This is a genomic window from Ruegeria sp. L12 (genome assembly GCF_056531745.1).
The window spans coordinates 73182-99885 of the sequence record NZ_JBQFMH010000008.1 but is presented as its reverse complement, the minus strand read 5'-3'; the positions used below and the strand labels follow the sequence as shown (position 1 = coordinate 99885).

The following is a 26704-nucleotide window of genomic DNA, read 5'->3' as shown; positions in this document are numbered from 1 at the left end:
GACGCGCCCGATTATTCCAATTGATTGATGTCCGGTACACAAGGTTGCCTATCGGCAGGCATTTCATCAGCGCCTTTTGGAGCCTTGCTTCTCGACCCACCCACATCCAGCTTGAACTTTGGCGACGAAAGTTGGCCCGTCACATCAAAGGGCCAGGCGCTTCGAGATAGGGGTTTGCCAACGCGACGGGGCTCTGCTCTGATCGCTATGCTATCGTTCAGCCAGTCCACTTGCCCCCTGGCCACCAACTGAACTGATCCCGTTTCAATGACGATGGAGTTTGAACTGACCCGCCCGGCCTGAATAGCAACCGGAGCAACCACGCAAGTGATGTCGGTGTAGCCCTGTCTGAACTCTTCTGAAAACAGCCAAGGGAAAATGCCCAGCCCCGCCAGTTCCAATAGGCTGGTGCTGATAGGCAACGTGGCGAAGCGGGAGGCAAAGCCGAGGCGATTCACACTCTCATACCTGTCGCTGAGTTCCGCTTCAAAAAACTCTACCCAAAATTTCGAGGAGCACTCCAAGTCTGTTGTCCAAAGAGCAATGTGGTTCAATTTCATCCCAATCTCGCTCACATCTTTTCAGTATTGACGGGCGTCGCATAGCAACCTATGCGGTTTATTGCAATATTCTGAAGGTTTCTGCATGAATCTGAATGTCCCAGACACTCGTCAACTCGAACTGGCTCGGCGCTTGCAGGAAGGTCAACAAGTCATTGCGGTCGAGGCTGCTCAAGAATTTGACGTGTCAGTTGATACGATCCGGCGGGATATTCTCGCCCTCGAAGCAGAGGGAAAGGCCCAACGCGTTCGCGGTGGTGCAGTGCCTTTGTCCACTCCGGCACCGCCATTGCATAAAAGACTGTCGGGAGATGTCGCGCCTGACGCGAAGCTGGTATCGGCCGCTATCCGAGAGATAGGCAGTGCGGCGACACTCCTGATCGATGGAGGCACGACAACACTAGCCATAGTCGAACACCTGCCCCACGAAGAGGGTCGCCTTGTGATCACACCGTCGCCCTGGATTGCGATTGCCTGCCAGCAAAAGAATGTTCCGGTCTATGTTTTGGGTGGTAGCCTAAGGCCGCAAGGCGGCATTGCGACAGGAGACTCCGCAATCGAACGGGTTGGGGATGTCGCGGCAGATGTCGCGATTCTGGGAGCGTGCGGACTAGAGGCAGAGTTCGGTTTAAGCTCGGACGATGCAGAAGAAGCCATGATGAAGAAGGCAATGCACCGGGCCGCAAGCCGCACTATTGTTGTGACTAGTCACGCGAAAATCGGCCTCAGAGCCCGTCATCGAACAGTAGCGCTCCCAGAGATAGATGCCGTTGTCACAGATTCACACAACGCGACAACAGATTTGCTCGCGCCCCATACGCGTGTGGTGACCAAATGACCGACAGTTCTCGTGCAAGTGAACTGACCCCGAGAATTGGCCTGCCGACTAATCATTCGGCTACAAACTCGGCGCGTTTAGCCACACGTTTGGCTTTTTTTACGGCGGGTTTTTCCCTGGCCTGCTGCGCGCCCCTTTTTCCCTTTTTCAAAGAATCCGTTGACGTCGACAAAACGCAATTTGGGCTACTCCTGCTTTGTCTTGGATTTGGATCTATAGTCGCCATGCCGATTACCGGTGTCTTGGCAGCGCGCAGTGGAGCGCGTCCACTTATTTTGCTTGGAGGCTATGGTCTGATCGCCATGCTTCCCCTACTGGCACTATCGCAAACGCCAATAGCTTTGGGTGCAGCTTTATTCGTTTTCGGAGCATCACTTGGAACCATCGACGTCGCAATGAACGTTCATGGCGCGGAAATTGAAGCTATCGAAAATCGCCCACTTATGTCGAACTTTCACGCCCAGTTCAGTATTGGTGGGTTTTTCGGAGCTGGTTTGGTTACACTGTTGTTGTCGTTGTCCATCCCAGTTCTGGCTTGTGCCATCGTGGGGGCTATCGTGGCATTGGCTTCAATGCTGCTGGCCCGCTCCCGGTTTCTGGAGGTCAGTGGCAAGGATCCGGAACCCATTGTCGTTCCGCGCGGGGTTGTTCTGCTCTTAGCCATTTTGGCGGCAATCACGTTTTTGATCGAAGGTGCTCTGCTGGACTGGGGCGCTCTTCTGATCATTGATCTTGAACTCACCGAACCCGAAAGCGCCGGCGTCGGCTACATATTGTTCTCAATCGCAATGGTATTAGCCCGCCTGACTGGTGACCGAATTGTTGAGCGATGTGGGGAATATCTCGTTCTGCTGGTTGGCGGATCAATCGCAGTTCTTGGTATCGCGAGTATTCTGCTATCGACCAACTCGGTTGTTGCCATGCTTGGGTTTGTCTTGATTGGGCTCGGAGCCGCGAATGTGGTGCCGATCTTATTCAGCGCTGCTGGACGTCAAAACTTGATGCCACCGGGGATTGCTATCGCCTCGGTTACTACAACGGGATATGCAGGCATCCTTATGGGGCCAGCATTGATTGGTTTCATATCTGGGGCATCGACACTGGCGACGGCATTCTGGATTCTTGCGCTGCTCATGGTATCAGTTCCGATTTTCGCAAGACTGGTGGCAAAAGTCTGAACCCAGCATAGGCAACAGTCTCGATAATTTTCGTCAGTACCTACTCAGTGTTTCCAGTATCATATTCCGCGTATTGACGTCGTTGTGGAAAATCCTGTCGGCGAGAAACTCGGACGGAAACTCAGGCCATGTCCCGTGCATTTCAGCGACGAGCCGTCGTGCCTCTTCTGAATTTCCCAACTGATCGTACGCAACAGCTTGGAATAAGAGCGAAGGAGCACTGACTGGCGCTCCGGCAGCTGGTGCGCCCTGGAAGGCTTCAACAACATTTTCGTAGTTCCCGAGCATGAGTTGCGAAACGCCCCAGATGTTTCTCGCACCAAACCTACCAGAGCCTGATTTGGGCCTCTCCGGGTTGCTAACCTCGGCAGCAAGTTCCGGGGCGTTAGCCAAGATGGCGGTGATACCTGCAAGGTCGAGAATATGGCCATCATTCGGTGCCAGTTCGACGGACATTCTTGCGTACTTCAATGCCTCGTTTGGCTGGTTTTTGACAGCCAGCACCCAACCATTTGCGCCGTTTGCCCATGCATCGACGGGGGACAATTCAAGCCCTATTCCAGACATTTCTGAGGCTTGGTTGAAGAGATCCTCCCTTTGTGCTTCATCCGGCGACAACACTGCTAGGATCGCCAGGACCTGCGCTGATCCAGCATAGCCATCAGACAGAGCCGGGTCGAGTTCCATCGCGTGCTGGAACATTCCCAGTGCTATTTGCTGACGTTTGACATCAAATACGGGAAAAAACATGCCTCGGGCTTGGTCCGCAAGGTTGGCAGCCTGGAGTCTTGTCAATGATTGTTCACCAAGCGCCACACGTTCTGCTTCTTCGATGGATCGAGTTGTTGGCACAACCTCCCTGTTATCCTGGCTCGTCCAGATTCCAAACACGGCGACTAATGCAAGAACACCCAGTCCGGCTGGCAGCAGTTTCAGCGAACGCCGACGCTCATCAGGCTCATCGCTGTCCCACGCACTCGATGTGCGATCTTCATTTGTAGGTACGTAGGAAAACCGCGGCTTGTATCCGCCGGGGTCAACAAAGATGCGAACTCCATTGCCGTCCCAGTGATCTTCGTAGAACTGATGCAAAAGACGACGCAGCCGCCTTGCCTCAACGCGAACCAGGTTTTGACCACCAGTACCATCTATGCGCCGCCCATAGACCTCAACAGCGATAGCTTTGCCTCTAATCTGAGTGCTTCGACCAGATAGAGATTCCTCGACTATATAGGTGAGAAATTGCGTGAGTCGGGGTGAAGCTTGAAACCCGTCGCTTGATACGATTCGACTCAGAGCTTCCCGGATGAGTTCCGGAGAAGGCTGTTCAACATGTTGATTTACTAGCAAATCGTTGGATTTGTTCAATGTCAACTCACCCCCAGCTCACGGTGACTCACTTGGCCTTTGCGGTCAACCGCACTCATCTTGATTTGAGAATGGATAGTGGGCGTCGGGATTTTTCCAGTGACGGTGGACCTGATTGAAGAAATTCCAGAACTTTCCGATGTGCTGTCGAGGCGCATGGAAACGGATGCGCTACTCGGCGAGGTCATCGAAGACCTGAAGAAAGCATCTGCGCTTTCGAAAGACGCATCGATCACGGCCTCAGAGCGCGCCGAATGGGCCCACATCAAATCTGAACTCATCAATGAGCTTCGCCGCATGTTGAAGCGCAATATGTGAGACACTTCTAACTGAGGACCAATCCATGGCCAAAGAAGACAATAGAAAAGACCAAGACGACAAACAGGTTCAGACGTCAGATCAAATTGAAGACCCGTCACGACGGAGTGTTCTTAAGGGCTTGGCCACTGGAGCGGCTGCGACAGGGGCGGCTGGGTTAGCGGCAGGGAGTGCTGAGGCTCACCAAGGAGACGGCCCCTTGGGAGAAACACTAAGGAACCCATACGGTGGTCGACCCGCTGGCGGCATCTCGTTGCCGGAGTACTTCCGTCCGACGAAGTACATGACTGGTTCAAATGCGAACTATTTTCCACTTAGTGAGGAGTTGGGGCCAGATGAGATGCGCATCTCATTCTGTGGCTCAACACCATATCCGCCGCGTGAAGATCAGGCGGGTACTTGCATCATGGTGGAGTTGGGGAATGGAAAACGGTTCTTCTTTGACTTTGGATCCGGTTGTGTCCGCAACATCATTGCCATGCAAGTGCCGGGGCAACTGATCAACGATATCTTCATCTCTCATTTGCATGTCGACCACTACGCCGACATTCCTTATATCTATCCGTTCCGGGCCTGGTCTGGAGGGTATACACCATTGCGCATCCATGGTCCCTCTGGTCGGACGCCCGAACTCGGCACAGCAGGAATGGTTAAAGGTATGCAACAGATGCTCAAATGGCATCTTGAAGCTTTCGACGTGTTCCCAATTGGTGACGGCTATGAGATCGAGGTCAACGAGTTCGATTTCCGCCAAGAAGGTGGCATCGTTTATAACCAAGACGGTGTGACTGTTCGGTCCTGGCCGCGCAGTCATGCCAAGGACGGCGCAGTTGGTTATCGGCTCGATTGGAACGGTCTGAGCTTTGTATGGACCGGCGATGGACGCCCGGATGAGCTTTCACGGAAATACGGCGAAGGTGTTGATGTCTTTGTAACCGAAATGTCGGGACAGGATATTGGTCAGTTGATGACCTACAAATACGGTATCCCACAGGATCTCTTTAATTACACTATCGATACGCATCACACCTCCCACTATGCCGTTGGTAAGCTCTTTGCTGACACAAGGCCGCGTTTGGGAATGGTGACACACTATACCCAGGACGAAGACATCGACGCTGAAATGCTGGCTGGTATTCGCGCCCACTACGACGGTCTGTTCCAATGGGGTCTCGATGTAGCCGTTGTGAACGTGACCAAGGATGCAATCTGGTACAGGAAAGCTGCACTGCCCGGAAAATCCGGTACTGTGCCACCATTTCGTGAACTGGCTGCGGCAGCCGAGGCCGGGCGTATTGAGCTTCCGGATGAAATCACATTACCGAATCCGAGGCTCACCCGAGCAGATCAGCAAGACCAGAAGTACCGTGATATGGAGATCGATCCACGCGAATACTACCCAACTGACGTTTTCCGAGCACCCGGCGGGGACTGGCCGCAGGACTTTACCATCAAAGTTTCGGATGTAATCGGCTCGCGTGATGAAGACTGAGAGGAGATCGAACAATGATTGAATTTGGTTCGACTTCTGCGATCCCCGTAACGATCCTTACCGGCTTTCTTGGAGCCGGTAAGACTACACTTTTGAACCGGATCCTAACAGGCAATCACGGGTTGCGGGTTGCGGTTCTTGTAAATGACTTTGGATCCATAAACGTCGATGCAGACTTGGTGGTCGGCCTCGAAGATGACGTCATGAGCCTCGCGAATGGGTGCGTTTGCTGCTCGATACGAGATGACTTGATCGAAACGGTGGAAGCCGTTCTCGCCCGGCCCGAGAAACCGGAATACATCGTCCTTGAAGCAAGTGGAGTGTCGGATCCGTCATCAATTGCGATGACATTTACCGATCAGAAGTTTCGGGACATGATCCGCTTGGACAGCCTTATGTGTCTGGTCGATGCGGAACAGCTTTTTGCTGCGCCGGAACAAATGGAGTTGAAGCTCCGACAAATTGCATTCTCGGACATGGTAATTCTGAACAAAGTCGATCTTGTCGACAGGGCCGCTGTTCAAAGAGTGCACGATTGGCTCGCGTCTCGCTTCCGTCGCTATCGTTTGGTCGAAGCTGTCAATGCGGACGTCCCACTGGATATACTTCTTTCAGTCGGTCGCTTTGCCGCCGAACAGCTACAAACAGAAATACCCGATCATCACGAACATGGACCGGATTGTGGTTGCTACGCCTCTGATCACTCAGACAGCTTCTCAACAACTATGATGAAAGCTGAACGCCCGATAAGCTTATCCTCTCTCCGGAGCGCAATTCGAAAGCTTCCGGGCGATGTGTATCGCCTCAAGGGCTTTGTTTTTAGCGAGGAGGATCCAGATCATCGCATTCTTGTTCAGGTCGTTGGAAAACGTATGGACATCGCACGTGATGGCGCTTGGGGTGGCCGCAAACCCGAAACAAGGCTTGTCGCAATAGGCGCACCGGGGGCGTTCTCCGAGGATGTGCTTTCGGATACGCTTATGGAGACAGTCTGAAAGCCATGTTCGATCAAGTATCTTGGCTATTAAGTCAACCGTGCTGGATAATTTCATCCAGTTCGGCGGCGGGGACTGTGAGTGGGCCATTGACGTCATTGCCAACCTGGCGATCTCAAGTGCAAGCCACCCATGAAAAAACGGCCTGCTAAGAGGAGACCGCCTATGAACCTCAGGTTGCTACGCTGCTCCATACTTGCTGGGATTGGGGCGCGAGACTTGTGGCTACCTTTCTGTTTCCCAAATAGTTGAGCCTTTCCTCAGTGAATATCGCTACCGGATGCAGGCATTGCGCGGATGAAAGCGAATAGCGGTTTGGTCCGCGTCTTTCGTGTTCATGCCGCGTGCAGCGAAAGTCCATCCATATCAGACCGGCCCTCGGCGCAGATCGCGGCGAAGATGCCAGGAGAGCCCAATTCGACTGATGCTGCGCTATGCATCAATGTCTGCTATCTGTCTCAGGACGTGGTAATCCCTAAAGGATGCCGCTGATCATAAAACGATAGTGGATACCGACCGACTTCGTAGCAAAAGTCGTAGCAAAAATTGCCTCGAAAATAGAGGTGCTTTTCTAAGTGCTTGTTTTCGCTGGCAAAGAAAAATCTTGACAAGGGGTGTGGAACGTCACTGATATTTGACTCAATCGACAGACAAAACCTCAATAAATCGGCCAATCACGTCATTCATTTCTGACCCAATCGTCAAGCATTTCTGACCCAACACAAAAACCGCCCTCTAATCGTGGCCACGGCCCATGTCTCAGAACAGCCCAACTCCGCCACTTTGAACTTATGTTGCCCACGCACGCGGCATTAGATTTGCTGCCAGATGCGCTTTTGGTGAACATCGTGACCAAATGGTGGGCACCTATGCTTGCCTTAGACCAACCAAATCGGAGTAAGAACGCTCACCGCGTGTGATTTGACGTTTGAGGGTGTTCGTTGCTGCTTTTACTTTACCCTCGCCCAATAGCGATGTGATCGCTTGATGTTCCTTGTAAGATTTCTTCGTTCGATTGGAACGCTTGGACAGATGTGTCCGCATAGTTTGGACGATATCACTGACTTTTTGATATCCATCCCGCAGATAACTGTTTCCGCAGGACCTGAAAAACGCGTCGTGAAACTCGGCGTCAAGTTCCAAATACTGCTCGAATTCATCCGCTTCCTGCGCTTCTGACATCTTAGAAACAATTGTAGCCAGCTCATTGATCAGAACCGACGGGTTCTTTTCAAGCGCCTGCTCCAAAGCTGCAGATTCTAGGATGAGCCGATACTGGCAAAGCTGCACCACGTCCTCTTGAGAAAGAGAGAATACAAACGCTCCTCGATGAGGAAAGATCTGAACGAGCCCCTGAAGATTCAAAGCTGATAGAGCTTCGCGAATCGGAGTTTTGCTGATGCCCATGGCATTTGACAGCTTCACTTCCGGCAACGATTCACCCAATTGAAACGTGCCATTGATAATGCCTTTTCGTATATGCTCTTCAGCAGTTTTACTCAAAGAATCCGGTCGCTTAATCTGCAAAATCTCGGTCATTTTCACTTCGTCCTATTTCGTCTCTCTAACACAATAGCACAAGTAAGCTTGATTTCTATATTATATCTGATATCTCAGATAATAGATCGAAAAATAGATCCATGGGAGGAAACCTTGTTCAAGAAATCAACATTGGCGCTTGGCGTCGTCATGTCAGCCGGGCTTGCTTTTGCAGCATCCGCTGAAACAGTCATTAAGGTTGGGCATGGCGCAGCAGAAGCGTTTCATATGCATCGCGCGCTACTGAAATTTGAAGAACTGGTCGAAGCTGGCTCGAATGGTGAGATCGACGTACAGATATTCCCTTCGTCGCAGATGGGCCCTGATCGCGAAATGATCGAAGGTGTTCAAACCGGCGTTCTGGAAATGGCCATTCCTCCTTCCTCTTTCTTCGCGGGCTGGGATCCGGCTTTTGCAGTAATTGAACTGCCCTACATGTATTCCTCCAAGGACATCGCCTTTGATGTTCTTGATGGTGATGCTGGTGATGGCATGCTTGCACGGGTCGAAAACCAGGGATTGGTAGGTCTTGGCTGGCTTGAATTGGGTGTACGCAATGTGACCAACAATGTCCGTCCGGTTGCAACCCCCGCAGATCTTGAGGGTGTTAAGCTGCGTACTATGAAGGTTCCGGCGCATGTGGCGACTTTCGAGACGCTCGGGGCCAACCCGACGCCAATGAACTTTGGTGAGGTCTATTCTGCTCTCCAGCAAGGCGTGATCGACGGCCAGGAAAACCCCCTGGCGATCATTACATCACAGCGTTTCTACGAGGTGCAGAAATACCTTTCGACCACGGGCCATGTCTTTGCGGTCTATATGCCCGTCATCTCCAAACCGTTCTTTGACTCGCTGTCCGCAGAGCATCAGCAACTGGTGCGGGACTCGATGGCCGCCGCACGTGACTATCAGGCGGAACTGGTCGCAAGCGAAGATGCGGAACAGCTGGAACAGATCCGTGCTGCTGGTGTCGAGATTCTGGAACTGACTGCCGAGCAGCGACAAGCCTTTGCAGACAAAACCGAAAGCGTCCGTCTGCAGTATCGCGACGAGGTTGGCGCTGAAGCCTATGACGACTGGGTAGCAGCGGTTTCCGCAGCGAGCGGAAGCTGACCCTCGGACTACTCAGCCAATGCGGGCACCCGTGCCATAAAAGTTCGGGTGCCCCTTTCGTTCAAGGGGAGGTGAACGGTGTCGGTTATCAAATGGATCGATATGAATGCCGAAAAGGTCTTAGCCAGTGCACTTTTGGCCGCGATTGTCTTGTTGATCTTTGGCAATGTGTTCATGCGCTACATTCTGAATGCCTCTCTTTCATGGGGCGAAGAGCTAACGCTTTGGCTGTTTGTATGGTTTGTCTGGCTTGGCGTCAGCTATGCGTTCCACACAGGCGATCATGTGCGTATCACAGTCCTGCGTGATGTCCTAAGCGAGCGCGCAAGGCTTTACGCGGATGTTGTGATCGGGCTTCTTGTCCTTGGATTTCTGATCGTTCTGACAATTGAATGCATCAAGCTAATCCGACAGCCTTTTGTCGCCAGCCAGACTTCGGTCGTTTTGGGGCTACCGATTCCGATCCTTTATGCTTCGGCGCCGATTGGCGCGGGCCTGTCCGCGATCCGCGTCACTCAACATCTGTTCCGAACCCTGCGTCTGATCGCAGGAACCAAAGCGTGAGGAACCCGGCATGCTTGCAACAACGCTCTTCCTGACGCTCTTTGCCCTATTGCTCTTCAGCGTGCCTATTGGCATCTGTCTGGGCTTGGCCACTATGATCGTGATGGTCTTTGTAGATGGCACACCACCCATGGTTCTTCTGGCACGGTCGGTGGTAACAGGCGCGGACTCCTTTCCTCTAATTGCCGTCCCTCTGTTCATATTGGCAGGCGACCTGATGCAACACGGCGGAATGTCTCGCCGACTGGTTGGATTTGCCAATGCGCTGATCGGTCATATCCGGGGTGGGCTGGCTTATGTGAACGTGCTCGCCTGTGTGTTTTTTGCCGCCATATCCGGCTCATCTCCTGCGACCGTAGCCGCCATCGGGTCGAACATGATCCCAGAGATGGAAAAGGTCGGCTATACGCGCAAATTCAGCGGCGCATTGACAGCATCCTCAGGAATGATCGGTGTAATGATCCCGCCAAGTATTCCCTTCATCATCTATGGTGTTACTGCCGAGGTTTCGATCGGCAAACTGTTTCTTGCAGGCGTTGTTCCTGGCATCCTTTTTGCCCTCATGTTCATGTTGGTCGCTCGTGTTCTGCTGCGAAAGGACGAGGTTGTTCAGCAATCGACGACTACGTTCTCAGGCCCGGGCGTCTGGCAGAGCTTCCGGTCTTCCATCTGGGCGCTATTGGTGCCGGTAATTATCCTTGGGGGCATCTACAGCGGTATCTTCACCCCAACCGAAGCCGGTGCCGTGGCCGTAGTCTATGCCGCTTTCATCGGCATATTCGTCTATGGCGACATCACCCTCAAGGACCTGCCAGAGGTTTTGGCGGGCAGTGCAAAGACCAGCGGGACCATTCTGATATTGGTGATCATGGCGACCGCCTTTGGCAGGTTGATCACGCTCGCAAGAATCCCGACAGAGCTCGCAACAACGATCACCAGCCTGTCCGACAACCCAATCATCATCCTGTTGCTGATCAATCTGCTGTTGTTGGTGATCGGAATGTTCATGGAGACGATTTCGTCGATCATCATCATGACGCCGATCCTGCTGCCGGTTGCAACCGCGCTGGGTGTCGATCCGATCGTTTTTGGTGTCATCTTGACGATCAACCTGGCCATTGGGTTCTGCACACCGCCATTGGGTGTGAACCTGTTCGTGGCCAGCAGCATTTCGAAGGTTTCCATCGAAAGCCTCAGCCGGGCAATCCTGCCATTCTTTGTCGGAATGCTGATCTTGTTGATGTTCATCACCTATGTGCCCGCAATTTCCTTGGCTCTGCCATCCCTTTGGTAACCGACTGAGGAGCTTCAAACGTTAGACAACGAACAGAGGACCCGGATGGATCTGGACCTTTCCCACCCGTCGATAGAAGACCTTCGGAAAACCGCACAAAAGCGCATTCCGAAGTTTGCCTTCGAATACCTCGACAGCGCGACCGGCCGGGAGCTGGGGTTGAAGGTCAACCGGGACGCACTTGATGCCATCGGATTCATGCCGCGTGTACTATGCGGCCGAACAAAGGCCGACCTGCAGACTACATTGATGGGTCAAACTTACGATCTGCCATTCGGGATAGCACCGGTAGGCATGTCCGGCCTAATGTGGGCAGGAGCAGAGCGGATGCTTGCAAAGGCAGCGGTTGCTCACAACATTCCGTTTTCGCTGTCGAGCGTGGCGGTTGCTTCACCGGAAGATGTGGCACCTTACATTGGCAAAAATGGATGGTTTCAGCATTACCCGGTGAACTCCAGCGATTTGCGCCGCGCGATGCTGCCGAGGATTAAGGCAGCGGGATTTCACACGCTGATTATCACGGTGGACGTTCCAGAAGAGAGTCGGCGCGAACGACAACGCCGCGCCAATCTGACGGTGCCTCCAAAAGCTGACCTGCGCACGCTGAGAGAAATGGCGTCACGACCCGCCTGGTGCCTTGCACATCTTCGCGAGGGCATCATGCCACGTATGCGGTTCTTTGACGATTACGTCCCGACCCGCGGACGAGAAAGTTTTACCCATGCAGGCGCTCTGATCCGTGGGATTCCAGATTGGGACTACCTGCGCGAACTACGGCAGGAATGGGAGGGTCACCTGATCGTCAAGGGTGTTCTGCGGCCGGAGGACGCGCAAAAAATGGTGGCCGAGGGCGTGGATTGCATCTGGGTCTCAAACCACTCCGGGCGTCAATTCGAAGCCGGGCCCGCTGTGATTGACCAACTCCCGAACATCCGCGAAGCAGTCGGAACAAATGTGCCACTGATTTACGACTCCGGCGTGGCCTGGGGATTGGACATCATGCGCGCACTGGCGAAAGGTGCAGATTTCGTCATGGTCGGACGCGCCTTTCAATATGCCGTTGCAGCGTTCGGAGCACGAGGGGTCGACCATCTCGTTCACATCCTGAAGGCTGACATTGAGGCCAACATGAGCCAGCTCGGCAGCGAAAACCTCGGCAGTCTGGCAGAGCACCTTCTGAGAACTGGCTGATCGGCGCTTGCGGCGCGTGGCGTATCACGCAGGCGCGTTGTCACCCTCGTCAATCAGCCCCTTGACGATCAGATCCGCGGTTGAGCGCGAACATGCCATTGGCAGATCATACACTGTTGCGAGACGGGTCAGAGCCTTAACGTCGACATCATGTGGCATGGGCGACAGAGGGTCGACGAAGAAAATCAGTGCATCCAGTTTCTCTTCACAGATCATAGCGCCGATCTGTTGGTCGCCTCCGAGTGGTCCGCTTTTAAGGCAGGTCACATCCAGTTCTGGATAGGCTTGCTTAATACGACTACCGGTAGTCCCAGTCGAAAAGATTTGTACTCTGGACAGGCGGGCCAATTGCAGACCCACCCATTCGACGATTTCGCCCTTTCGCGCATCATGCGCTACAAGCGCGAAACGCGGCGCATCACCGGATGAATTGTTCAACGTAATCTTCTCCAAGACCGACTTCCCCGAAATGTTTTCGGCACAGATCAATCTTGGTAAAGACATCTTCGTAGCCAGTGACCTTGCCCCACGGATCAACATAGCACATCACGCCATTGACCTGGAAATAGGTGACCATCTCTTCTACATCGTCGGGAACGACCAAAGTATGAGTCTCACCCGGCGGCTCAAAGACATATCCCCCCTCTTCCGCAACCCAATCATGTTCCAGATAATGCCAGCGCCCTTTCAGGACAAAACCGTGGACTGGCTGTGGATGGCGGTGCCGCGAAAGAACACCTGCTTTGCGCACTTTGAGAAGGTTCATCCAATAACCTTGCGAGCGGTTCAGGCAGAGCGGTCGGAACCAGACGTTCTCTGCCTGCGGAACCCACAGTCTGTCGTCCTCACTCATGGCATTCGGGATCACGATCTCGTCTTGCGCATCCTTGGGGAATGGCAATCGATATGGCATTCGGGCGGTGTCATCGTCATTCATGGATTTTCCTCACATAGCGAGATAGCCGCCATCGACCGGATAGATCGATCCGGTCACAAAACTGGCGTTTTCACTCAAAAGCCATTGCACAAGCGCGCCGACCTCTTCGGGTTTCCCCCAGCGCTTCATTGGCGTACGCGCCATGATCCCCGCTGTTCTTTCAGCGTCTTCCCGAAGGCCCTGGGTCATCTCTGTCTCGATCCAGCCCGGCGCGATGGCATTGACCCGGATACCGTCTTCAGCCCAGCGACCTGCGAGCGCCTTGGTCAACTGTGCCACGCCGCCCTTAGAAGCGGAATACGCCGGAACCAAAGGCCCACCAAAGGTACTGAGCATAGAGGCGGTGTTGACGATGGCCCCACTCGCTTCAGCCAACAATGGATGCGCGGCAAGACTGCAGCGCATGGTGCCTGTCAGATTCACATCGAGCACCTTGGCGAAGACGTCGATGTCATATTCTTCGCCACGCAAAAGAATACCTGCGCAGTTCACCAAGGCATCGAGACCCGTGAGTTCGCCGAATACATCATTGATGGACGTCTGGTCGGTGACATCCAAGAGCTGCACCTTTAACCCGTCCTGAGGCTCGAATGCATCCAATTCGGATTGGGAGGCGGATGCGGCAATGACGGACCAACCTACGTCTGCCAACGACCGTGCAACACCCGCACCAATCCCTCGCGTACCGCCCGTTACTAGGGCCTGTTTCATCCAAGTTCCTCCAATACACTGGTGAAGGCGCGCGCGCGCCTTCCGATATCACCCAATGTATAGCTCGGTTTGAACAGCGCGGAGCCCAACCCATATCCATCTACACCCGCGGCATGATACGACGCCATCGTATCCGGCGTTATGCCCCCTACCGCAGCGACGACTGCGTCTGCAGGCAATACGGCGCGCATGGCAGCAATGGCAGCTGGCGGCACCATTTCCGCCGGAAAGAATTTGAGGACCGATGCTCCGATATCCAACGCCGTAAAGGCCTCGGAGGGCGTCATAACTCCTGGACACCAATAAAGATCCCGAGCGACAGCCGCGCGCCCGACGTCCGGGTTCATATTGGGCGACACGATGATACGCCCGCCTGCATCAGCAACCGCCGCGACCTGATCCGTAGTCAACACAGTGCCAGCGCCGACGATGGCTTGAGCACCATGTTTCGCAACGATCTGCGTAATCGATTCCAGCGGGTCCGGTGAGTTGAGCGGCACTTCGATGTTCCGAAACCCGGCATCAAAAAGTGCGTCAGACACCGGGCGCGCATTTTCTGGTGCCAGCCCCCGCAAAATCGCAATCAGCGGGTTCTCAGCCAGAGCTGCGGTGAGGTCAATCATCCAACCAACCCCGCAGCGCGAGCAATCAGAAAATGCCCTTTCGCAACGATGTCATCTGGCGCGCGACGGCTGTCGAAACCTGCAGTTCGAAGCGCTATTTCGTATCGGTCGGACAAGTCGCTGCGTCCGACAACAGTGATCGTGCCGACGTCTTCTAATGCACCGGTCGCGGCAGCAACCTCGGTCCCGATCAGCAAGCCCGACAAGTAGTCGGCCGTGGCAACCTTTGGGATTTTGCCCATGAGAGGAAGCGTCCGAACATGAAACAGGCTGTGCAGCAGGTTCGACTCACCACTGAGGCCCGCCTTTACGCCCATCACGAATGCGTCTTCGCTGAAGGCGTCCTCCTTCATCAATGTGCCAAGGATCGTGTGTTCTTTCAGCGCCGAAAAGATCTCACCTGTCATGTAGGTCGAGAAATCCACGATCTTCCCATCCGCAACCTGAACCCATTTGCTGTGCGTTCCCGGCATCACGAACATACCTTCGCTTAAACCGAGCGAAGATGCCCCGATAATCTGGGTCTCCTCGCCGCGCATTACGTCGGGTCCTCCGGCATGTTCTGTCGACGCACCAGTCACAAAGTGAATGCGCGCTCCGTTGGCCGCTTGGTGGGGGACCAACGCCCGCGCCAGACCGCCAGCACCCAGCGGCATTTCGGCATATTGCGTTTCGACCCAGCCATTGCGGCTGGTGATCATGCCGGATGCCAGGATCGGCAGGTTAGTGTTGGAGACCCAAGGGCCGATGAGACGATCAAGGACCGCGTCAAAGGTTTGCCCCGCAACCTGCATGATGCCTTCAGGCGACGAGACCCCATCGATCACCTCGCCCTCCGCACCGATTAGAAATGCACGGAACGATGACGTGCCCCAATCTACGCCGATCAGCGCTGGCTCAGATGCGACCGAATTCATTCAGCAGATCCTCAACGGTTTTGCCTTGGGCCACCCATTTACGGGTTTCCTCTTCACGGTCAGCCTGCTCTTGAGCAAGGCGCACGGTTTCTTCGGCAATTTCCTGTGGAACCACAACGACGCCCATAAGATCAGCTACGATGAAATCTCCGGGGTTTACGACGACGCCCCCACAGGCAATGGGCACATTAATCGAAAGTTCTTCTTTACGTTCCGAGAACATCGTGTGCGTTCCGCGCGGCGTGATCGCGCGCGTCCAGATTGGCCAGTTGATGTCTTCCAACTCATCTGTGTCGCGCCCGGTGCCATCGACGATCATACCGCGAATGCCACGGTTCTTGGCCAGACCACCCATCAAACCGCCGCAGACCGACGTTTGACGATCTCCACCCGCGTCCACAACGATCACGTCCCCGGGTTGTCCCATTTCAAGCGCTCGCAATGGGTCGACCAGGTCGCCTTTTGAAAGCTGAACCGTCACGGCCTGGCCTGTCACCTTGGCGCGGAAGGCGGGTTTGATGGCGCTGTCCATCACGCCTGTTCGGTACTGCACATCCGCAAAAATGGCAGCGGCAGAGTACGCCTCCAACACCTTGTCGAATTTTTTGAGAAGTTCCGGGTTTCTTTCAAAATCATTGAAAACCCTGAGGTCCGTGCTGACGTCTGGCATTCTTGTCTCCTGTTATGCGGTAGATACGGCCAATGCGTCGGCATTGACGGTATAGTCGGGGTTTTGCCCTGTCAGGACCTTAGCCACCTGAGTGGCCGCGGTGACCCGCGCTGCGTGTATGGATTCCTCGGAATAGTAGGCCGCATGTGGCGTTACGAGGACGTTGGGCAGTGTGAACAACGGGTTGTCATCAGGCGTCCAGTTGGCGCGCTTGGCCGGCTCTTCTTCGGGGTCGTCGAGCCCTGCAGCGGCCAGATGGCCTTCGGTCAGCGCCCGGAATAGGGCTTTGTTGTCGACCGTTGGTCCGCGTCCGGTGTTCACGAGTATCGCACCGGGTTTCATGACCGAGAATTCGGCATCCGACAAAAAGTGATGCGTGTTCGGCGTCATCGGTGCCTGCATCAGGATATAGTCGGACCTTGCCAGCAATTCGGGCTTGCTCACCAGCTCGACCCCAATCTTTGCCGCGACTTCTCTTGGCAAATACGGGTCGTAGGCGATGACCGTAACCCCGAAAGATTGCGCCCGCGACACGATGGCTTGCCCGATTTTACCCAGCGAGACGACACCCATCGTCCGCCCGCGCAAACGGTAGACCGGCTGCCCGCTTTGCCATTTCCAGATCCCTGCATGAGTGGCCCGATCATAGTCAGGCAACTTGCGCGCCAGGGTCAGCCAAAGGGCAATCGCATGATCGGCGACCTCCTCGGTGCAATAGTTTTGCACATTGGTGACGAGGATACCTTTTTCCGTCGCCGTGCCGACATCCACGATGTCCACGCCTACGCCATAGCGCGCGATGACCTCGCAGTTTCGCATCCGCGTGATCGTTTCTTTCCCGATCCGGGCATATTGGTTCATCATCGCTGCGCAATGCGGCGCGACATCGAACAGGTCTTCTTGACGCTTGGCCTGAAGCGCAATCACCTCAGCTCCTGCGGCTTCCAGGATTTCCGTCTCAACGGCAACATCACCAAAGTCGTAATCGGTGATCACGACCTTGGGTTTGTCCGTTCTGGGGGGAAAGGCGGCGCGATCAGTCATAAGCACCCGCCGAATAGGTCAATTCGTACGAGTGGCTGTAGAGCTCGAAAATGTTGCCAAAAGGGTCTTCCATATAGACCATGCGATAGGGCTTTTCACCTGGGTAATACTTGCGCACTTGGCTCATGCGCTGGCGCCCGCCCAGGTCTTCGATAACCTTGACGCGGCCTTCCAGATCCTCGTCCTGTACGCAGAAATGGAACAAGCCACGCCGCCAATATTCAAACGGGCGTTCTTCTTCGACGGTCTTCGGGAACTCAAACAATTCGATGCCAACACCGTCGCCCATCGACAAATGCGCGATGCGGAAGCTTCCCCAACCTTCCCCAAATACATCGTCGCACATCTGACCGATGGCGCTTTCGTCATGCAGGATTTCAGTTGGTTCCATCAGCACGTAGAGGCCGAATGCCTTGGAATAAAACTCCACGGCTTTTTCCAGGTCGGGAACTGTGATGCCGATGTGAGAGAAAGTGAGAGCGGCCATGTAGGGCTCCTCCAGTTAGAAGTTAAAGAATGTTGCGAACGATGCCGCCTTCGATCCGGTGCGCAGAACCATTGGAGGCCGTGCTTGCTGAGATCGTGACGATCATGCGGGCGACTTCGTCTGGTTGGACAAAGCGTTGTATGAGCGATGTGGGCTCATCTGATTTGAAGTAATTGTCGACGATCGTATCGAGCGGCTCACCCTTTTGATCCGCGAGACCGTCAAAATAGGCTTCGACACCTTCGGTCCAGGTCGGACCAGGTAGGATCGAGTTAACCCGGACTTTCGTGCCCTTTGTCAGTTCTGCCATGCCGCGTGTCAGACCTAACATGGCAGTTTTAGTGACAGAATAATGCACCATCTGAGGGAGCGGTTTCACTGCCGCTTCGCTGGCCATGTTGATGATAGATCCCTTATCCCGGCCAAGCATGTCAGGCAGGAAAATTCGGCTCATCCGAACGGCGGACAGGACATTGATGTTGAAATAATGCATCCAGTCGTCATCCTTGAGATCCTCGAACGGTTTGACCGAGAAGATGCCGACATTATTCACAAGAACATCCACCGCCCCGCGCGCGCGGGCAAAATCCGCCAGTGTTTCTGCATCTGAGGTCTTGGTCAGGTCGGCCGCAATGCCTTCGACCTTGCCCAGAGATGACAGGTCGTCGACGCAGTCGGACACTTCCGTCTGGGTCAGGCCATGCACGATGACCCGCGCGCCTTCTTCAAGATAGACCCGGGCAGTGGCTTTGCCGATGCCGGAACCTGAACCAGTCACCAGGACCAGCTTATCCTTAAGCCCCAGATCCATCTCAGGCCTCCTTCTTTACGTTAGACGACTGCTGCGATGAAGTGCGGCCGAACATTCGACCCATCAAGCCCGAAATCTCTGCACGCCACATGTCTATGCCGACGGCCAACAGAATGATCAGGCCCAACACGATGTTCTGAACCGAAGATGGCGCAGCGTTCAGGTTCAAACCATTCTGGACGATAACGATTGTCATCGCCCCCATCAGCGTGGCGAGGATGTTGCCACGACCGCCTGCAAGGCTGGCTCCGCCGACAACAGCAGCGGCAATGGCCTGCAGTTCCAACGTCTGGCCATAGTTGGGCGAACCAGAGTTGAGGCGCGCTGACATCAGGATCGCACCAACAGCCGTCATGAAACCAGCGATGACAAATGTCGTCGTCTGAACTTTACGTACGTTGATACCCGTCAGAACGGCAGCGGCTGGGTTACCACCCACGGCATAGATCTCACGCCCAAGTTTCGTGAAGTTCATGGTGAACGCAGCAAGGACGTAGAAGAACACGAGGTAGAAGAAAGGCATCGGAACGCCGAACAGCTTGCCGTAAAATATTGGCTCCAGCGCCGGATCCAGCGAAAAGATCGGCGATCCATTGTTGAAAGTCAGCGCAAGGCCCCTGAAGGCAATCAACGCCGCCAATGTTGTGATGAAAGACGGGATACGCCCGTAGGCTGTTATCAGCCCAATGAACAGACCAAGCAATCCGCCCATGAAGAGTATGAGGGGCAGCGCCAGAACCAGTGGAATGCCGACAAATTTCAACATTTGCGCAAGGATCATGGTCAGCAAAGCCACCATAGACCCGGAACTCAGATCTATGCCCGCAGCGAAGATCACGATAGTAGACCCGATTGCGATCAAGGCCACGATGCTTACCTGTAGGGACAGGTTTGAAAGGTTACCCGGGTTCAGGAAGCGTTCCGTCGTAAGGGCCACGATCAGTGCGACGATCACCATTGCTGCAAATGGTCCGATCAACTGGGTGTCAAAGATCCGCTTCATGCGAAAGCCTCCTTAGGCTTGGATTGAGGAGTGTCGGCGGACGCGCGCACAAGGTCGTCATGAGTAAGGTCGGATGCATCGACCGTGCGCACGATCGTTCCGTGCTGCACGACGGCAATCCGATCGCTCATCGCAAGCAACTCATCATGGTCTGAACTGATCAGAATGATCGATTTTCCCGCCCGCGTGAGCCTGTTAATCAGCTTGTAAACAGCGATTTTCGCGCCGATATCGATCCCCTGCGTCGGCTCATCAAGGATCAGAATGTCCGAGGCTGAGAACAGCCAACGCGCAATAACAATCTTCTGCTGATTGCCACCAGACAAAAAGTTGACCGTCTTTTCCTCAGCCTGGGTTGAGATTTCCAGATCGCGGATCAGGTCATGGGTAGCTTGTTCTTCCGCCTTAAGATTCAACACGCCGAACCGGCTTAGCCCGCCAAGGGACGCTGCGGTGACGTTCCCGCTTGCGCGGAAATTGAAGAACAACCCGTCAAACTTTCGATTCTCTGGGACAAGAGCCAAGCCCGCACGGATCGCATCAATTTCCCGACGAAAGCGAACCGGTTTGCCATTTAGTGTTATCTGTCCGCCTGTTAGCTCGTCTGTTCCGAACAGGGCACGAGCGATCTCCGTGCGGCCACTGCCCAATACGCCACCCAAGCCCAGAACTTCACCCTGGTGTAATGAAAACGATACATCTTTCACGCCCGAATTGGTGCCCAGACCTGCCGCTTCCAGCACAACATCCTTGGTCGCGTTCTGCTCCTTGGGATAGTGCTCACCAATGTCCTCACCGACCATTGCGCTGACAATCTCCGAGACGTTGATCTTGGTCTCGCCACTCGCTCGCACAACACAGCCGTTGCGCAAGATCGTCACTTCATCAACGATCCGTTCAACCTCATCCAGCCTGTGCGACACATAGAGAATAGCGGTTCCGCGTTCACGCATATTGCGCAGTAACTGGTGCAGGCGTTCAATTTCATCTTCACCCAATGCCGCCGTTGGCTCATCCAGGATGATCATGCGGGCGTCCATCGCGACGGCTTTCGCGATCTCGACCAGTTGTTGCTCGCCTACCGATAGCGAGCCGGTTATGGTCTCGGGTGAAACATCGACATCCATTTCAGCCAGAACCCGAGCGGCTTCGTTGTGGACCTTGGCCCAGTCGATCACGCCAAAGCGGGACCGAGGCATATTGCCAAGGAAGATGTTTTCGCCAACCGACAAGGTGGGCACGATCGAGAATTCCTGAAAAACTGTTGCGACGCCAAGTTCACGTGCCGCCTGCGGATCGCTGATCGTGACCGGCTTGCCATTGTGCAGGATTTGACCGCTATCGGGTTGCTGCACGCCGGACAGTGTCTTGATCATAGTCGATTTGCCACAGCCATTTTCACCCAGCAGCCCATGAATGGAACCGGGCATAAGCCGGATGCAGACCTTGTCATTCGCCAAAACCCCAGGATAGGCCTTGGTAATATCGACAAACTCCCAAAGGGGCGTTGCGGGTGTCATTACGATTGCCTCGTTAAAAGCGAAACTCGGTTGAGTTGCGACCCGGCAGCACGCGCACGCGCCACCGGGAAGCGGGGAGAAAGCTCAGTACTCTTTGGACGGCTGCGGGAAGAGCTTTTCCGGCTCTTGCAGCACGCTGATCGCACCATCTTTGTCTTCAATTGATGTGGGCGTTTCGATCCAGCCGCCGGGATAGGACCCGTTGAGCGCATCAATGGTTGCGTGCATAGCCGCCTTACCCATCAGGAATGGTGAGGTGTTGACGGTTGCCGTGATGTTGCCAGCCGCAATTTCTTCAAGGCCGGACGTGTCGCCATCATTGCCCAAAAGGACGATGTCATTGCGACCGAGTGCCTTAGCCGCGAAGGACGCTCCAATGATCATGTAGTCGTTCGCCGCAAAGATCATGTCCAGATCAGGGTTCGACTGCAGGATATCCATACCAGCAGTGTTGCCGCCCTCAACGTTCCATTTTCCGTCAATAGACACCACAACGTCAAAGTTTTCGTTGCCCTCGATACCGTCGAGGAAGCCACCCACACGCTCGGTTGAGTGATAGCCAGGCTGCCCTTCGATAATGCCGACCTTCAACGGTTTATCGCCATAAGTCTCAATGGCCCAGTCAGCGATAGCATGCGTGCCGTTGCGCTGAGAGTACCCGACAACGCCATGAATGGGTGTCGGGAAGTTCGGAATGTCCGAGTTGATCATCAGAACTGCCATGCCCTTGTCGACGGCCTGCTTCAGCAGTGGTGCGGCAGCAAATTCATCGTGTGTCCCAAAGATGATTGCATCCACATCCTGCGTCAGCACATCCTGGATCATTCCCATTTGGCCGTTGATGTCCGCACCGGACTGGGGCGCAAGCATGAAGACTTCGACCCCGGCCTCAGCAGCAACCGCTTTGATGCCTTCACCGATGGCGATGTAGTAGTTGAACTCGGTCGCCGGCGGCATATACGCGATCCGGAACGTATCGTTCTTGGGTTCTATTGCATCGATTGGCGCTTGTGCCCCGTCCTCAAGTGGAACCGGTGTTGGATAATTTTCCGCCAGAGCGACCGCTGCCAGCGTGGCGAACCCCGCGGCAAGCGTAGTGGTCATAAGCGTTTTCAACATAGTTTTCTCCTCCAGAATTTCGTTGGTTATCCTTTGAATGGCGCGTCGATCACGCCACGAACGCCGGGTTTCACAGCAAAGAGGCCGCCGGATTCCGGTTCTTTTGTTAAAGCTGCTTCGTCACTCATCAGCCTTGAGGTCGTGATGAACAGCGTGTCGAGATCAGGGCCACCGAAAGCGCAACAGGTGGGCTTCCAGACCGGCACCTCGATCACGCGATCTATCGTGCCATCAGGTGCGACGCGAACAACGCGATGGCCTTCCCATTCGGCGTTCCAGACGCCCCCTTCGGCATCGACACAGGACCCATCAGGCAAGCCGGGCTCATCATTGAAAGAAGCGTGCCGCCGACGGTTCGAAACGGTTCCACTGCGGGTGTCGTAATCAAATGCGACGATTTCCCGATCCGGAGTATCCGCGAAGAACATCGTCTCACCGTCGGATGTAAAGCAAGTCGAATTGGCGCAAGACACTCCTTCGATAATCGTCCGCACACTCAAGTCTTTATCGACGAGGATGACTGACGAATCGGCCTTACCAGAAACTTCGTTCATGCCTCCAACAATCAATCGCCCCTGGCGATCGGTTCGCCCGTCGTTCAGCCGTGTCTCCGGATTGTTCGGCTCGAATCGTGCCACGAGGGTTTCCTCGCTATTGGGCGAATCGAACAAGACAACTCGATCAGCATAAGCAACAATCAGACCGCCAGACGCGCGCGGCGCGAAGCAACACACACGCTCCGGCATCTCACGAGAGGCAGTTTCTGACGTTGCAGCATCAAATGACCAAAGCGCACAGCCTTCAATGTCGGTCCACCAGACAAGACCATCGGCGGGATTCCAGAAAATCCCTTCCCCGTGCTGGTTCTTACAATCGACGACCAACTCTGCGCGCACTTTTTGATCTCCTAAGTACATTCTGATATCTGATATACCAGCTTGCCTAATCTGGTGTATCAGATATCTTGCATCTGGCAACACCTTTTTTTGGAGATATCCTCAGATGGCGCTTGAGAGACCCAAGTCTTTGCGTGAACTCGCACTGGAACATTTGCGGAATAGTATTATCGATGGCTCCCTGAAAATGGGTCAGGTTTTGTCGGAGCGAAAAATCTCCGAAGAGCTGGGCGTATCGAAATCGCCAGTCCGCGAAGCACTCGCTCAATTACGTGACGAAGGGTTGGTCAGTATCGAGCCTCAAAAAGGCGCACGCGTTTTTTCGCTGTCTGAGCCGGAAGTGACTCAGATCTGCGATTTCAGACAGGCTATCGAGACTGCCGCCTTTGAACTTGCGTTGTTGCGGAACCCGGAAGGTCTTGCCAGCGACATGCAGCGTGTCGTGAAGGACATGGAGAAGGAACGCAGGCGAGGTAATGAAAAGGGCTACCTTTCACTGGATACCACATTTCATCAGTTGATTTTTGAACATGCAGGTAACGATTACCTGACGGCCAGCTACACACGCTACATCGGTAAGATTGCCGCATTGCGGACCCATTTGGCGAAGCTGCCACAGCATACTGAGCTTTCCTTCGATGAGCATTCGAAAATCGCCATTGCCGTTCGCGAAGGCGACATGGCCAAAATCAAATCTCTTCTCACTGCGCATATTGACCGCACCAGACAAGCCTACAAAAGCGCCGCCATCGTCCTCGAAGGAGCGACCGCATCCTAGCAAAAACGTAGCTTCGTTGTGACGGGGGCGGGCCAAAACGGCGCCGCCCCTTCCTTTTGGGCACCTCCCGGTCTTTTCTTTTTCAGTTGACATCTGAGATATCAGATGCCAATCAAAAGGCGGGAGGAGACTTGCATGACGCCAATAATGAAGCCTGACTCACCGGGGCCACAGCCACTGATCCAGCTGGATCGGGTTGGCAAAAGCTTCGGGACGAACATTGTGTTGGACGGTGTCGACTTTGAATTGAGGCCCGGCGAAGTTCACGCGCTTTGTGGTGAAAACGGCGCCGGAAAATCCACCTGTCTCGGCCTGTTTTATGGGCTTCACCAACCTTCAGCTGGGCGTATCCTGTGCGACGGCAAGGAACAGCGGGTGGAAAGCCCGTCGCACGCGCAATCCCTGGGCATTGGCTGTGTTTTTCAGGAACTCAGCCTTGCTGGCGCTCTCTCTGTTGCGGAGAACATCTACGCGGGCCGCGTGCCCACCCGATTTGGCGTAGTGGACTGGCCCAAGCTGCGCCGCCGAGCGGAGGCGTTGCTGGCGGAATTCGGTCTGGATATCGACGTCTCTACACCCGTGGAAAACTTGCCGATCAGCTCCCGCCAGATTGTTGAAATCGCTAAGGCGCTATCACTGAATTCACGCGTCCTTTTGCTGGATGAACCGACATCGGCATTGGCACCCGACGAAGTAGACGCACTGTTCGACGTCCTAAAATCCCTGACAAAAAAAGGGATTGGCATCGTCTATGTCAGCCACCATATGGCCGAGATATTCCAGATCTCGGATCGCATTACAGTTCTACGAGACGGGCGCCACATCAGCACTTTGCCGGTTTCGGAAACCTCTCAGGAACAAGTCGTTGCCGAGATGATCGGCGGCGCTCACCCCGGTGATGTCACGCGGTCAGGTAAGGTTAGCGGCGAAGATGTTTTGCATGTCCAAGACCTAGCCTATCCAGGTGAATTCGAAGACATTTCTTTCTCCATAAAGGCAGGAGAGATTGTAGGCATGGCCGGGTTGATGGGCGCTCGCCGCAGCGAGATTGTTCGATCGATTGTCGGGCTGATGCATGGCGCGACCGGGGAGATCAGACTTCACGGCAAGCCTGTTAACTTTGCGTCCTTGCGGCAAGCGATGCGTGCTGGGGTCGGGTTTGTTCCCGAGGAACGCAAGACTGAAGGCCTATTTCTGGAACAAACTCTCAGTGACAACCTGATCGCGGCCAGTCTGTCCGATCATGCGTCTGCAGGGTTCATGCGTTCAGGCTCGATCAAAGCAGCCAGCCAAACAGCCATTGACGCCTTCAGTGTTAAAACCAGTGGGATAAACGAACTTGTTGGTGATCTGTCAGGGGGCAATCAGCAAAAGATCATGTTGGCCAAGTGGCTTAAACGCACGCCAGCTCTTCTGATCATTGAGGAGCCCACAAAAGGGGTCGATGTCGGAGCCAAATTCCAAATCCACACGGAACTTTTGCGTCGCGCAGCCGAGGGAATGGCCATCCTCGTCGTGTCATCCGATTTTCCCGAACTTGTCTCTCTCTCGACCCGCATCCTTGTCGTCCACGACGGTCGCCTCATGGGAAATATCGCAGCCGCCGAGGCAACCGAAACCACGCTTCTTCAAATGGCCGCCGGAAATTCCGTTCCAATTGTGGACGCACCCCAAACCAATCAATCAGGAGTCGCGACGTGACTATGACCGCTCAAGCCAACTTGCCGATGAAGCGTCCCCTGCTGCGCCGAGTCTTGCAAGCCTTTGTCGACATTCGTGAACTGACGCTGATCGTTCTGATCGCCGCCATCATCATCGTGATGTCCAACGTTAATCCCTATTTCCTCAGCTTCTCGAACTTTCGAGCCGTGGCCGTGGGCATGGCCCCCACCGCGATCATCGTGATCGGTATGGCGATCCTACTTGCATCCGGCGGGTTCGATCTTTCCGTTGGATCGGTTATGGCTTTGTCTTCTACCGTCGTAGCCATGCTGCTTTTGACTGGCATGCCAATTCCGCTCGCTGTGGTATGCGGATTAGTGTTGGGTGGAATTGTCGGGGTAGTGAACGGTTTGCTCGTGACCGGCCTCGGGATCAATCCGCTTATCGCGACCCTCGGCACGATGTCGATCGCGCGAGGCATCGCTCTTGTCCTGACCGAAGGTTTTTCTGTCTCAAGCCTGCCGGCATCATTTGCCTGGATCGGCAAAGCTGAAATAGGCGGCTTTCCGGTAATCGTCTTGTTCACCATTCTGCTCGTCGTTCTGTTTGACCTGGCCGTCCGCCATACGCGCTTTTTCCGTCAGGTCTATTTCATCGGCGCCAATGAAAAGGCCGCGATGTTGTCAGGCATCCATGTCACACGCGTGCGTATCATTCTGTACGCACTGACCGGTATTCTGGCTGCTTTGGCGGGTGTATTGCTGGCCTCCCGCCTGATGAGCGGCACGCCCACGGCAGGAAACGGTATCGAACTTCAGGTTCTGGCAGCGGCTGTCATCGGTGGCGCATCTCTACGCGGCGGCGAAGGTACTATTCTTGGTGCTTTCCTCGGCGTCGTTTTCGTTGCGTTGATCAACAACACTATGACGATGCTGGCTGTATCGATCTACTGGCAGATGATCGTCATCGGCGGTGTACTCGTTACAGCGGTCGCCTTGGACATGCTGATCCGAAGTAAACGGGGCTAATCCCGAAGCTTTCCAAAACTTAACAACAACCAAAGATCCAAAACAGGG

At 54.5% G+C, this 26704-nt stretch carries 28 protein-coding genes; 12 read left to right on the top strand and 16 right to left on the bottom strand.

Features of this window, described 5'->3' with window-relative positions; genetic code table 11:
- Positions 1 to 11 precede the first annotated feature (11 nt).
- The gene (locus ACR0K9_RS13915; protein WP_480824015.1) at positions 12 to 560 is read right to left on the bottom strand and encodes a VOC family protein; all 549 of its coding nucleotides are present in this window, start codon (positions 558 to 560) and stop codon (positions 12 to 14) included.
- Positions 561 to 645: 85 nt separating this feature from the next.
- Between ACR0K9_RS13915 and ACR0K9_RS13910 the strand changes: the two genes are divergently transcribed.
- A complete protein-coding gene (locus tag ACR0K9_RS13910; RefSeq protein WP_480824013.1) occupies positions 646 to 1398 on the top strand; it encodes a DeoR/GlpR family DNA-binding transcription regulator in 753 nt (250 codons plus the stop codon).
- Entirely contained in the window at positions 1395 to 2576 is a 1182-nt protein-coding gene (locus ACR0K9_RS13905) for an MFS transporter (protein WP_480824011.1), read from the top strand. Before ACR0K9_RS13910 ends, ACR0K9_RS13905 begins: the two co-directional genes overlap by 4 nt.
- A gap of 33 nt (positions 2577 to 2609) precedes the next feature.
- On the opposite strand, the gene ACR0K9_RS13900 is transcribed toward ACR0K9_RS13905, so the two are convergent.
- Positions 2610 to 3944, bottom strand: coding sequence for a tetratricopeptide repeat protein (locus tag ACR0K9_RS13900; protein WP_480824009.1), 1335 nt, complete (start codon positions 3942 to 3944; stop codon positions 2610 to 2612).
- A 99-nt stretch (positions 3945 to 4043) separates the two neighbouring features.
- Here ACR0K9_RS13900 and ACR0K9_RS13895 point away from each other — a divergent pair, with 99 nt between their 5' ends.
- From ACR0K9_RS13895 to ACR0K9_RS13885, 3 genes are read left to right on the top strand one after another with little or no spacing between them, the layout of a single operon-like run.
- Entirely contained in the window at positions 4044 to 4262 is a 219-nt protein-coding gene (locus ACR0K9_RS13895) for a hypothetical protein (protein ID WP_480824007.1), read from the top strand.
- A gap of 25 nt (positions 4263 to 4287) precedes the next feature.
- A complete protein-coding gene (gntH, locus tag ACR0K9_RS13890) occupies positions 4288 to 5754 on the top strand; it encodes a guanitoxin biosynthesis MBL fold metallo-hydrolase GntH (protein ID WP_480824005.1) in 1467 nt (488 codons plus the stop codon).
- Between the two features lie 14 nt (positions 5755 to 5768).
- The gene (locus ACR0K9_RS13885) at positions 5769 to 6749 is read left to right on the top strand and encodes a CobW family GTP-binding protein (protein WP_480824003.1); all 981 of its coding nucleotides are present in this window, start codon (positions 5769 to 5771) and stop codon (positions 6747 to 6749) included.
- An 867-nt stretch (positions 6750 to 7616) separates the two neighbouring features.
- On the opposite strand, the gene ACR0K9_RS13880 is transcribed toward ACR0K9_RS13885, so the two are convergent.
- Complete coding sequence (locus ACR0K9_RS13880) at positions 7617 to 8288, bottom strand: GntR family transcriptional regulator (RefSeq protein WP_480824001.1); 672 nt, start codon at positions 8286 to 8288, stop codon at positions 7617 to 7619.
- A gap of 114 nt (positions 8289 to 8402) precedes the next feature.
- Between ACR0K9_RS13880 and ACR0K9_RS13875 the strand changes: the two genes are divergently transcribed.
- The 4 genes from ACR0K9_RS13875 (at position 8403) to ACR0K9_RS13860 (ending at position 12450) form a co-directional block, all read left to right on the top strand.
- Positions 8403 to 9401, top strand: coding sequence for a TRAP transporter substrate-binding protein (locus tag ACR0K9_RS13875; RefSeq protein WP_170546565.1), 999 nt, complete (start codon positions 8403 to 8405; stop codon positions 9399 to 9401).
- Between the two features lie 78 nt (positions 9402 to 9479).
- Positions 9480 to 9965 (top strand): TRAP transporter small permease, encoded by a 486-nt coding sequence (locus ACR0K9_RS13870; RefSeq protein WP_480823999.1) that lies wholly within the window; start codon positions 9480 to 9482, stop codon positions 9963 to 9965.
- Between the two features lie 10 nt (positions 9966 to 9975).
- Positions 9976 to 11259 carry a TRAP transporter large permease gene (locus ACR0K9_RS13865; RefSeq protein ID WP_480823997.1) on the top strand — a complete coding sequence of 428 codons (1284 nt, stop codon included), beginning with the start codon at positions 9976 to 9978 and terminating at the stop codon, positions 11257 to 11259.
- A gap of 45 nt (positions 11260 to 11304) precedes the next feature.
- Complete coding sequence (locus ACR0K9_RS13860; RefSeq protein ID WP_480823995.1) at positions 11305 to 12450, top strand: alpha-hydroxy acid oxidase; 1146 nt, start codon at positions 11305 to 11307, stop codon at positions 12448 to 12450.
- Between the two features lie 24 nt (positions 12451 to 12474).
- On the opposite strand, the gene ACR0K9_RS13855 is transcribed toward ACR0K9_RS13860, so the two are convergent.
- From ACR0K9_RS13855 to ACR0K9_RS13795, 13 genes are all read right to left on the bottom strand, one after another.
- The gene (locus tag ACR0K9_RS13855) at positions 12475 to 12888 is read right to left on the bottom strand and encodes a methylglyoxal synthase (protein WP_480823993.1); all 414 of its coding nucleotides are present in this window, start codon (positions 12886 to 12888) and stop codon (positions 12475 to 12477) included.
- The gene (locus ACR0K9_RS13850) at positions 12869 to 13387 is read right to left on the bottom strand and encodes a 2,4'-dihydroxyacetophenone dioxygenase family protein (protein ID WP_480823991.1); all 519 of its coding nucleotides are present in this window, start codon (positions 13385 to 13387) and stop codon (positions 12869 to 12871) included. The genes ACR0K9_RS13855 and ACR0K9_RS13850 overlap by 20 nt, the downstream gene beginning before the upstream one ends.
- 9 nt (positions 13388 to 13396) lie before the next feature.
- Positions 13397 to 14098: an SDR family NAD(P)-dependent oxidoreductase gene (locus tag ACR0K9_RS13845; RefSeq protein ID WP_480823989.1), complete on the bottom strand. Its 702-nt coding sequence runs from the start codon at positions 14096 to 14098 to the stop codon at positions 13397 to 13399.
- Positions 14095 to 14721, bottom strand: coding sequence for a 2-dehydro-3-deoxy-6-phosphogalactonate aldolase (locus ACR0K9_RS13840; protein WP_480823987.1), 627 nt, complete (start codon positions 14719 to 14721; stop codon positions 14095 to 14097). Before ACR0K9_RS13840 ends, ACR0K9_RS13845 begins: the two co-directional genes overlap by 4 nt.
- Positions 14718 to 15638: a 2-dehydro-3-deoxygalactonokinase gene (locus ACR0K9_RS13835; RefSeq protein ID WP_480823985.1), complete on the bottom strand. Its 921-nt coding sequence runs from the start codon at positions 15636 to 15638 to the stop codon at positions 14718 to 14720. The genes ACR0K9_RS13840 and ACR0K9_RS13835 overlap by 4 nt, the downstream gene beginning before the upstream one ends.
- Positions 15619 to 16308, bottom strand: coding sequence for an RraA family protein (locus tag ACR0K9_RS13830; RefSeq protein ID WP_108861947.1), 690 nt, complete (start codon positions 16306 to 16308; stop codon positions 15619 to 15621). The genes ACR0K9_RS13835 and ACR0K9_RS13830 overlap by 20 nt, the downstream gene beginning before the upstream one ends.
- Positions 16309 to 16320: 12 nt before the next feature.
- Positions 16321 to 17352, bottom strand: coding sequence for a C-terminal binding protein (locus tag ACR0K9_RS13825; protein ID WP_480823983.1), 1032 nt, complete (start codon positions 17350 to 17352; stop codon positions 16321 to 16323).
- Positions 17345 to 17839 (bottom strand): lactoylglutathione lyase family protein, encoded by a 495-nt coding sequence (locus ACR0K9_RS13820; RefSeq protein WP_010437254.1) that lies wholly within the window; start codon positions 17837 to 17839, stop codon positions 17345 to 17347. The genes ACR0K9_RS13825 and ACR0K9_RS13820 overlap by 8 nt, the downstream gene beginning before the upstream one ends.
- Before the next feature lie 22 nt (positions 17840 to 17861).
- Positions 17862 to 18650, bottom strand: a complete 789-nt coding sequence (locus ACR0K9_RS13815; RefSeq protein ID WP_480823981.1) for an SDR family NAD(P)-dependent oxidoreductase — start codon at positions 18648 to 18650, stop codon at positions 17862 to 17864.
- A gap of 1 nt (position 18651) precedes the next feature.
- Positions 18652 to 19653, bottom strand: coding sequence for an ABC transporter permease (locus ACR0K9_RS13810; RefSeq protein WP_108861951.1), 1002 nt, complete (start codon positions 19651 to 19653; stop codon positions 18652 to 18654).
- Positions 19650 to 21173, bottom strand: coding sequence for a sugar ABC transporter ATP-binding protein (locus ACR0K9_RS13805; protein ID WP_480823979.1), 1524 nt, complete (start codon positions 21171 to 21173; stop codon positions 19650 to 19652). The genes ACR0K9_RS13810 and ACR0K9_RS13805 overlap by 4 nt, the downstream gene beginning before the upstream one ends.
- An 84-nt stretch (positions 21174 to 21257) precedes the next feature.
- Positions 21258 to 22292, bottom strand: coding sequence for a sugar ABC transporter substrate-binding protein (locus ACR0K9_RS13800; RefSeq protein ID WP_480823977.1), 1035 nt, complete (start codon positions 22290 to 22292; stop codon positions 21258 to 21260).
- A 26-nt stretch (positions 22293 to 22318) separates the two neighbouring features.
- Entirely contained in the window at positions 22319 to 23209 is an 891-nt protein-coding gene (locus ACR0K9_RS13795) for an SMP-30/gluconolactonase/LRE family protein (protein ID WP_480823975.1), read from the bottom strand.
- Between the two features lie 85 nt (positions 23210 to 23294).
- On the opposite strand from ACR0K9_RS13795, the gene ACR0K9_RS13790 reads away from it, so the two are divergent.
- From ACR0K9_RS13790 to ACR0K9_RS13780, 3 genes are all read left to right on the top strand, one after another.
- Complete coding sequence (locus tag ACR0K9_RS13790) at positions 23295 to 23966, top strand: GntR family transcriptional regulator (protein ID WP_170431691.1); 672 nt, start codon at positions 23295 to 23297, stop codon at positions 23964 to 23966.
- A 135-nt stretch (positions 23967 to 24101) separates the two neighbouring features.
- Positions 24102 to 25667 (top strand): sugar ABC transporter ATP-binding protein, encoded by a 1566-nt coding sequence (locus tag ACR0K9_RS13785; protein WP_480823973.1) that lies wholly within the window; start codon positions 24102 to 24104, stop codon positions 25665 to 25667.
- A 2-nt stretch (positions 25668 to 25669) separates the two neighbouring features.
- Positions 25670 to 26656 carry an ABC transporter permease gene (locus ACR0K9_RS13780; protein WP_480519512.1) on the top strand — a complete coding sequence of 329 codons (987 nt, stop codon included), beginning with the start codon at positions 25670 to 25672 and terminating at the stop codon, positions 26654 to 26656.
- Positions 26657 to 26704 lie beyond the last annotated feature (48 nt).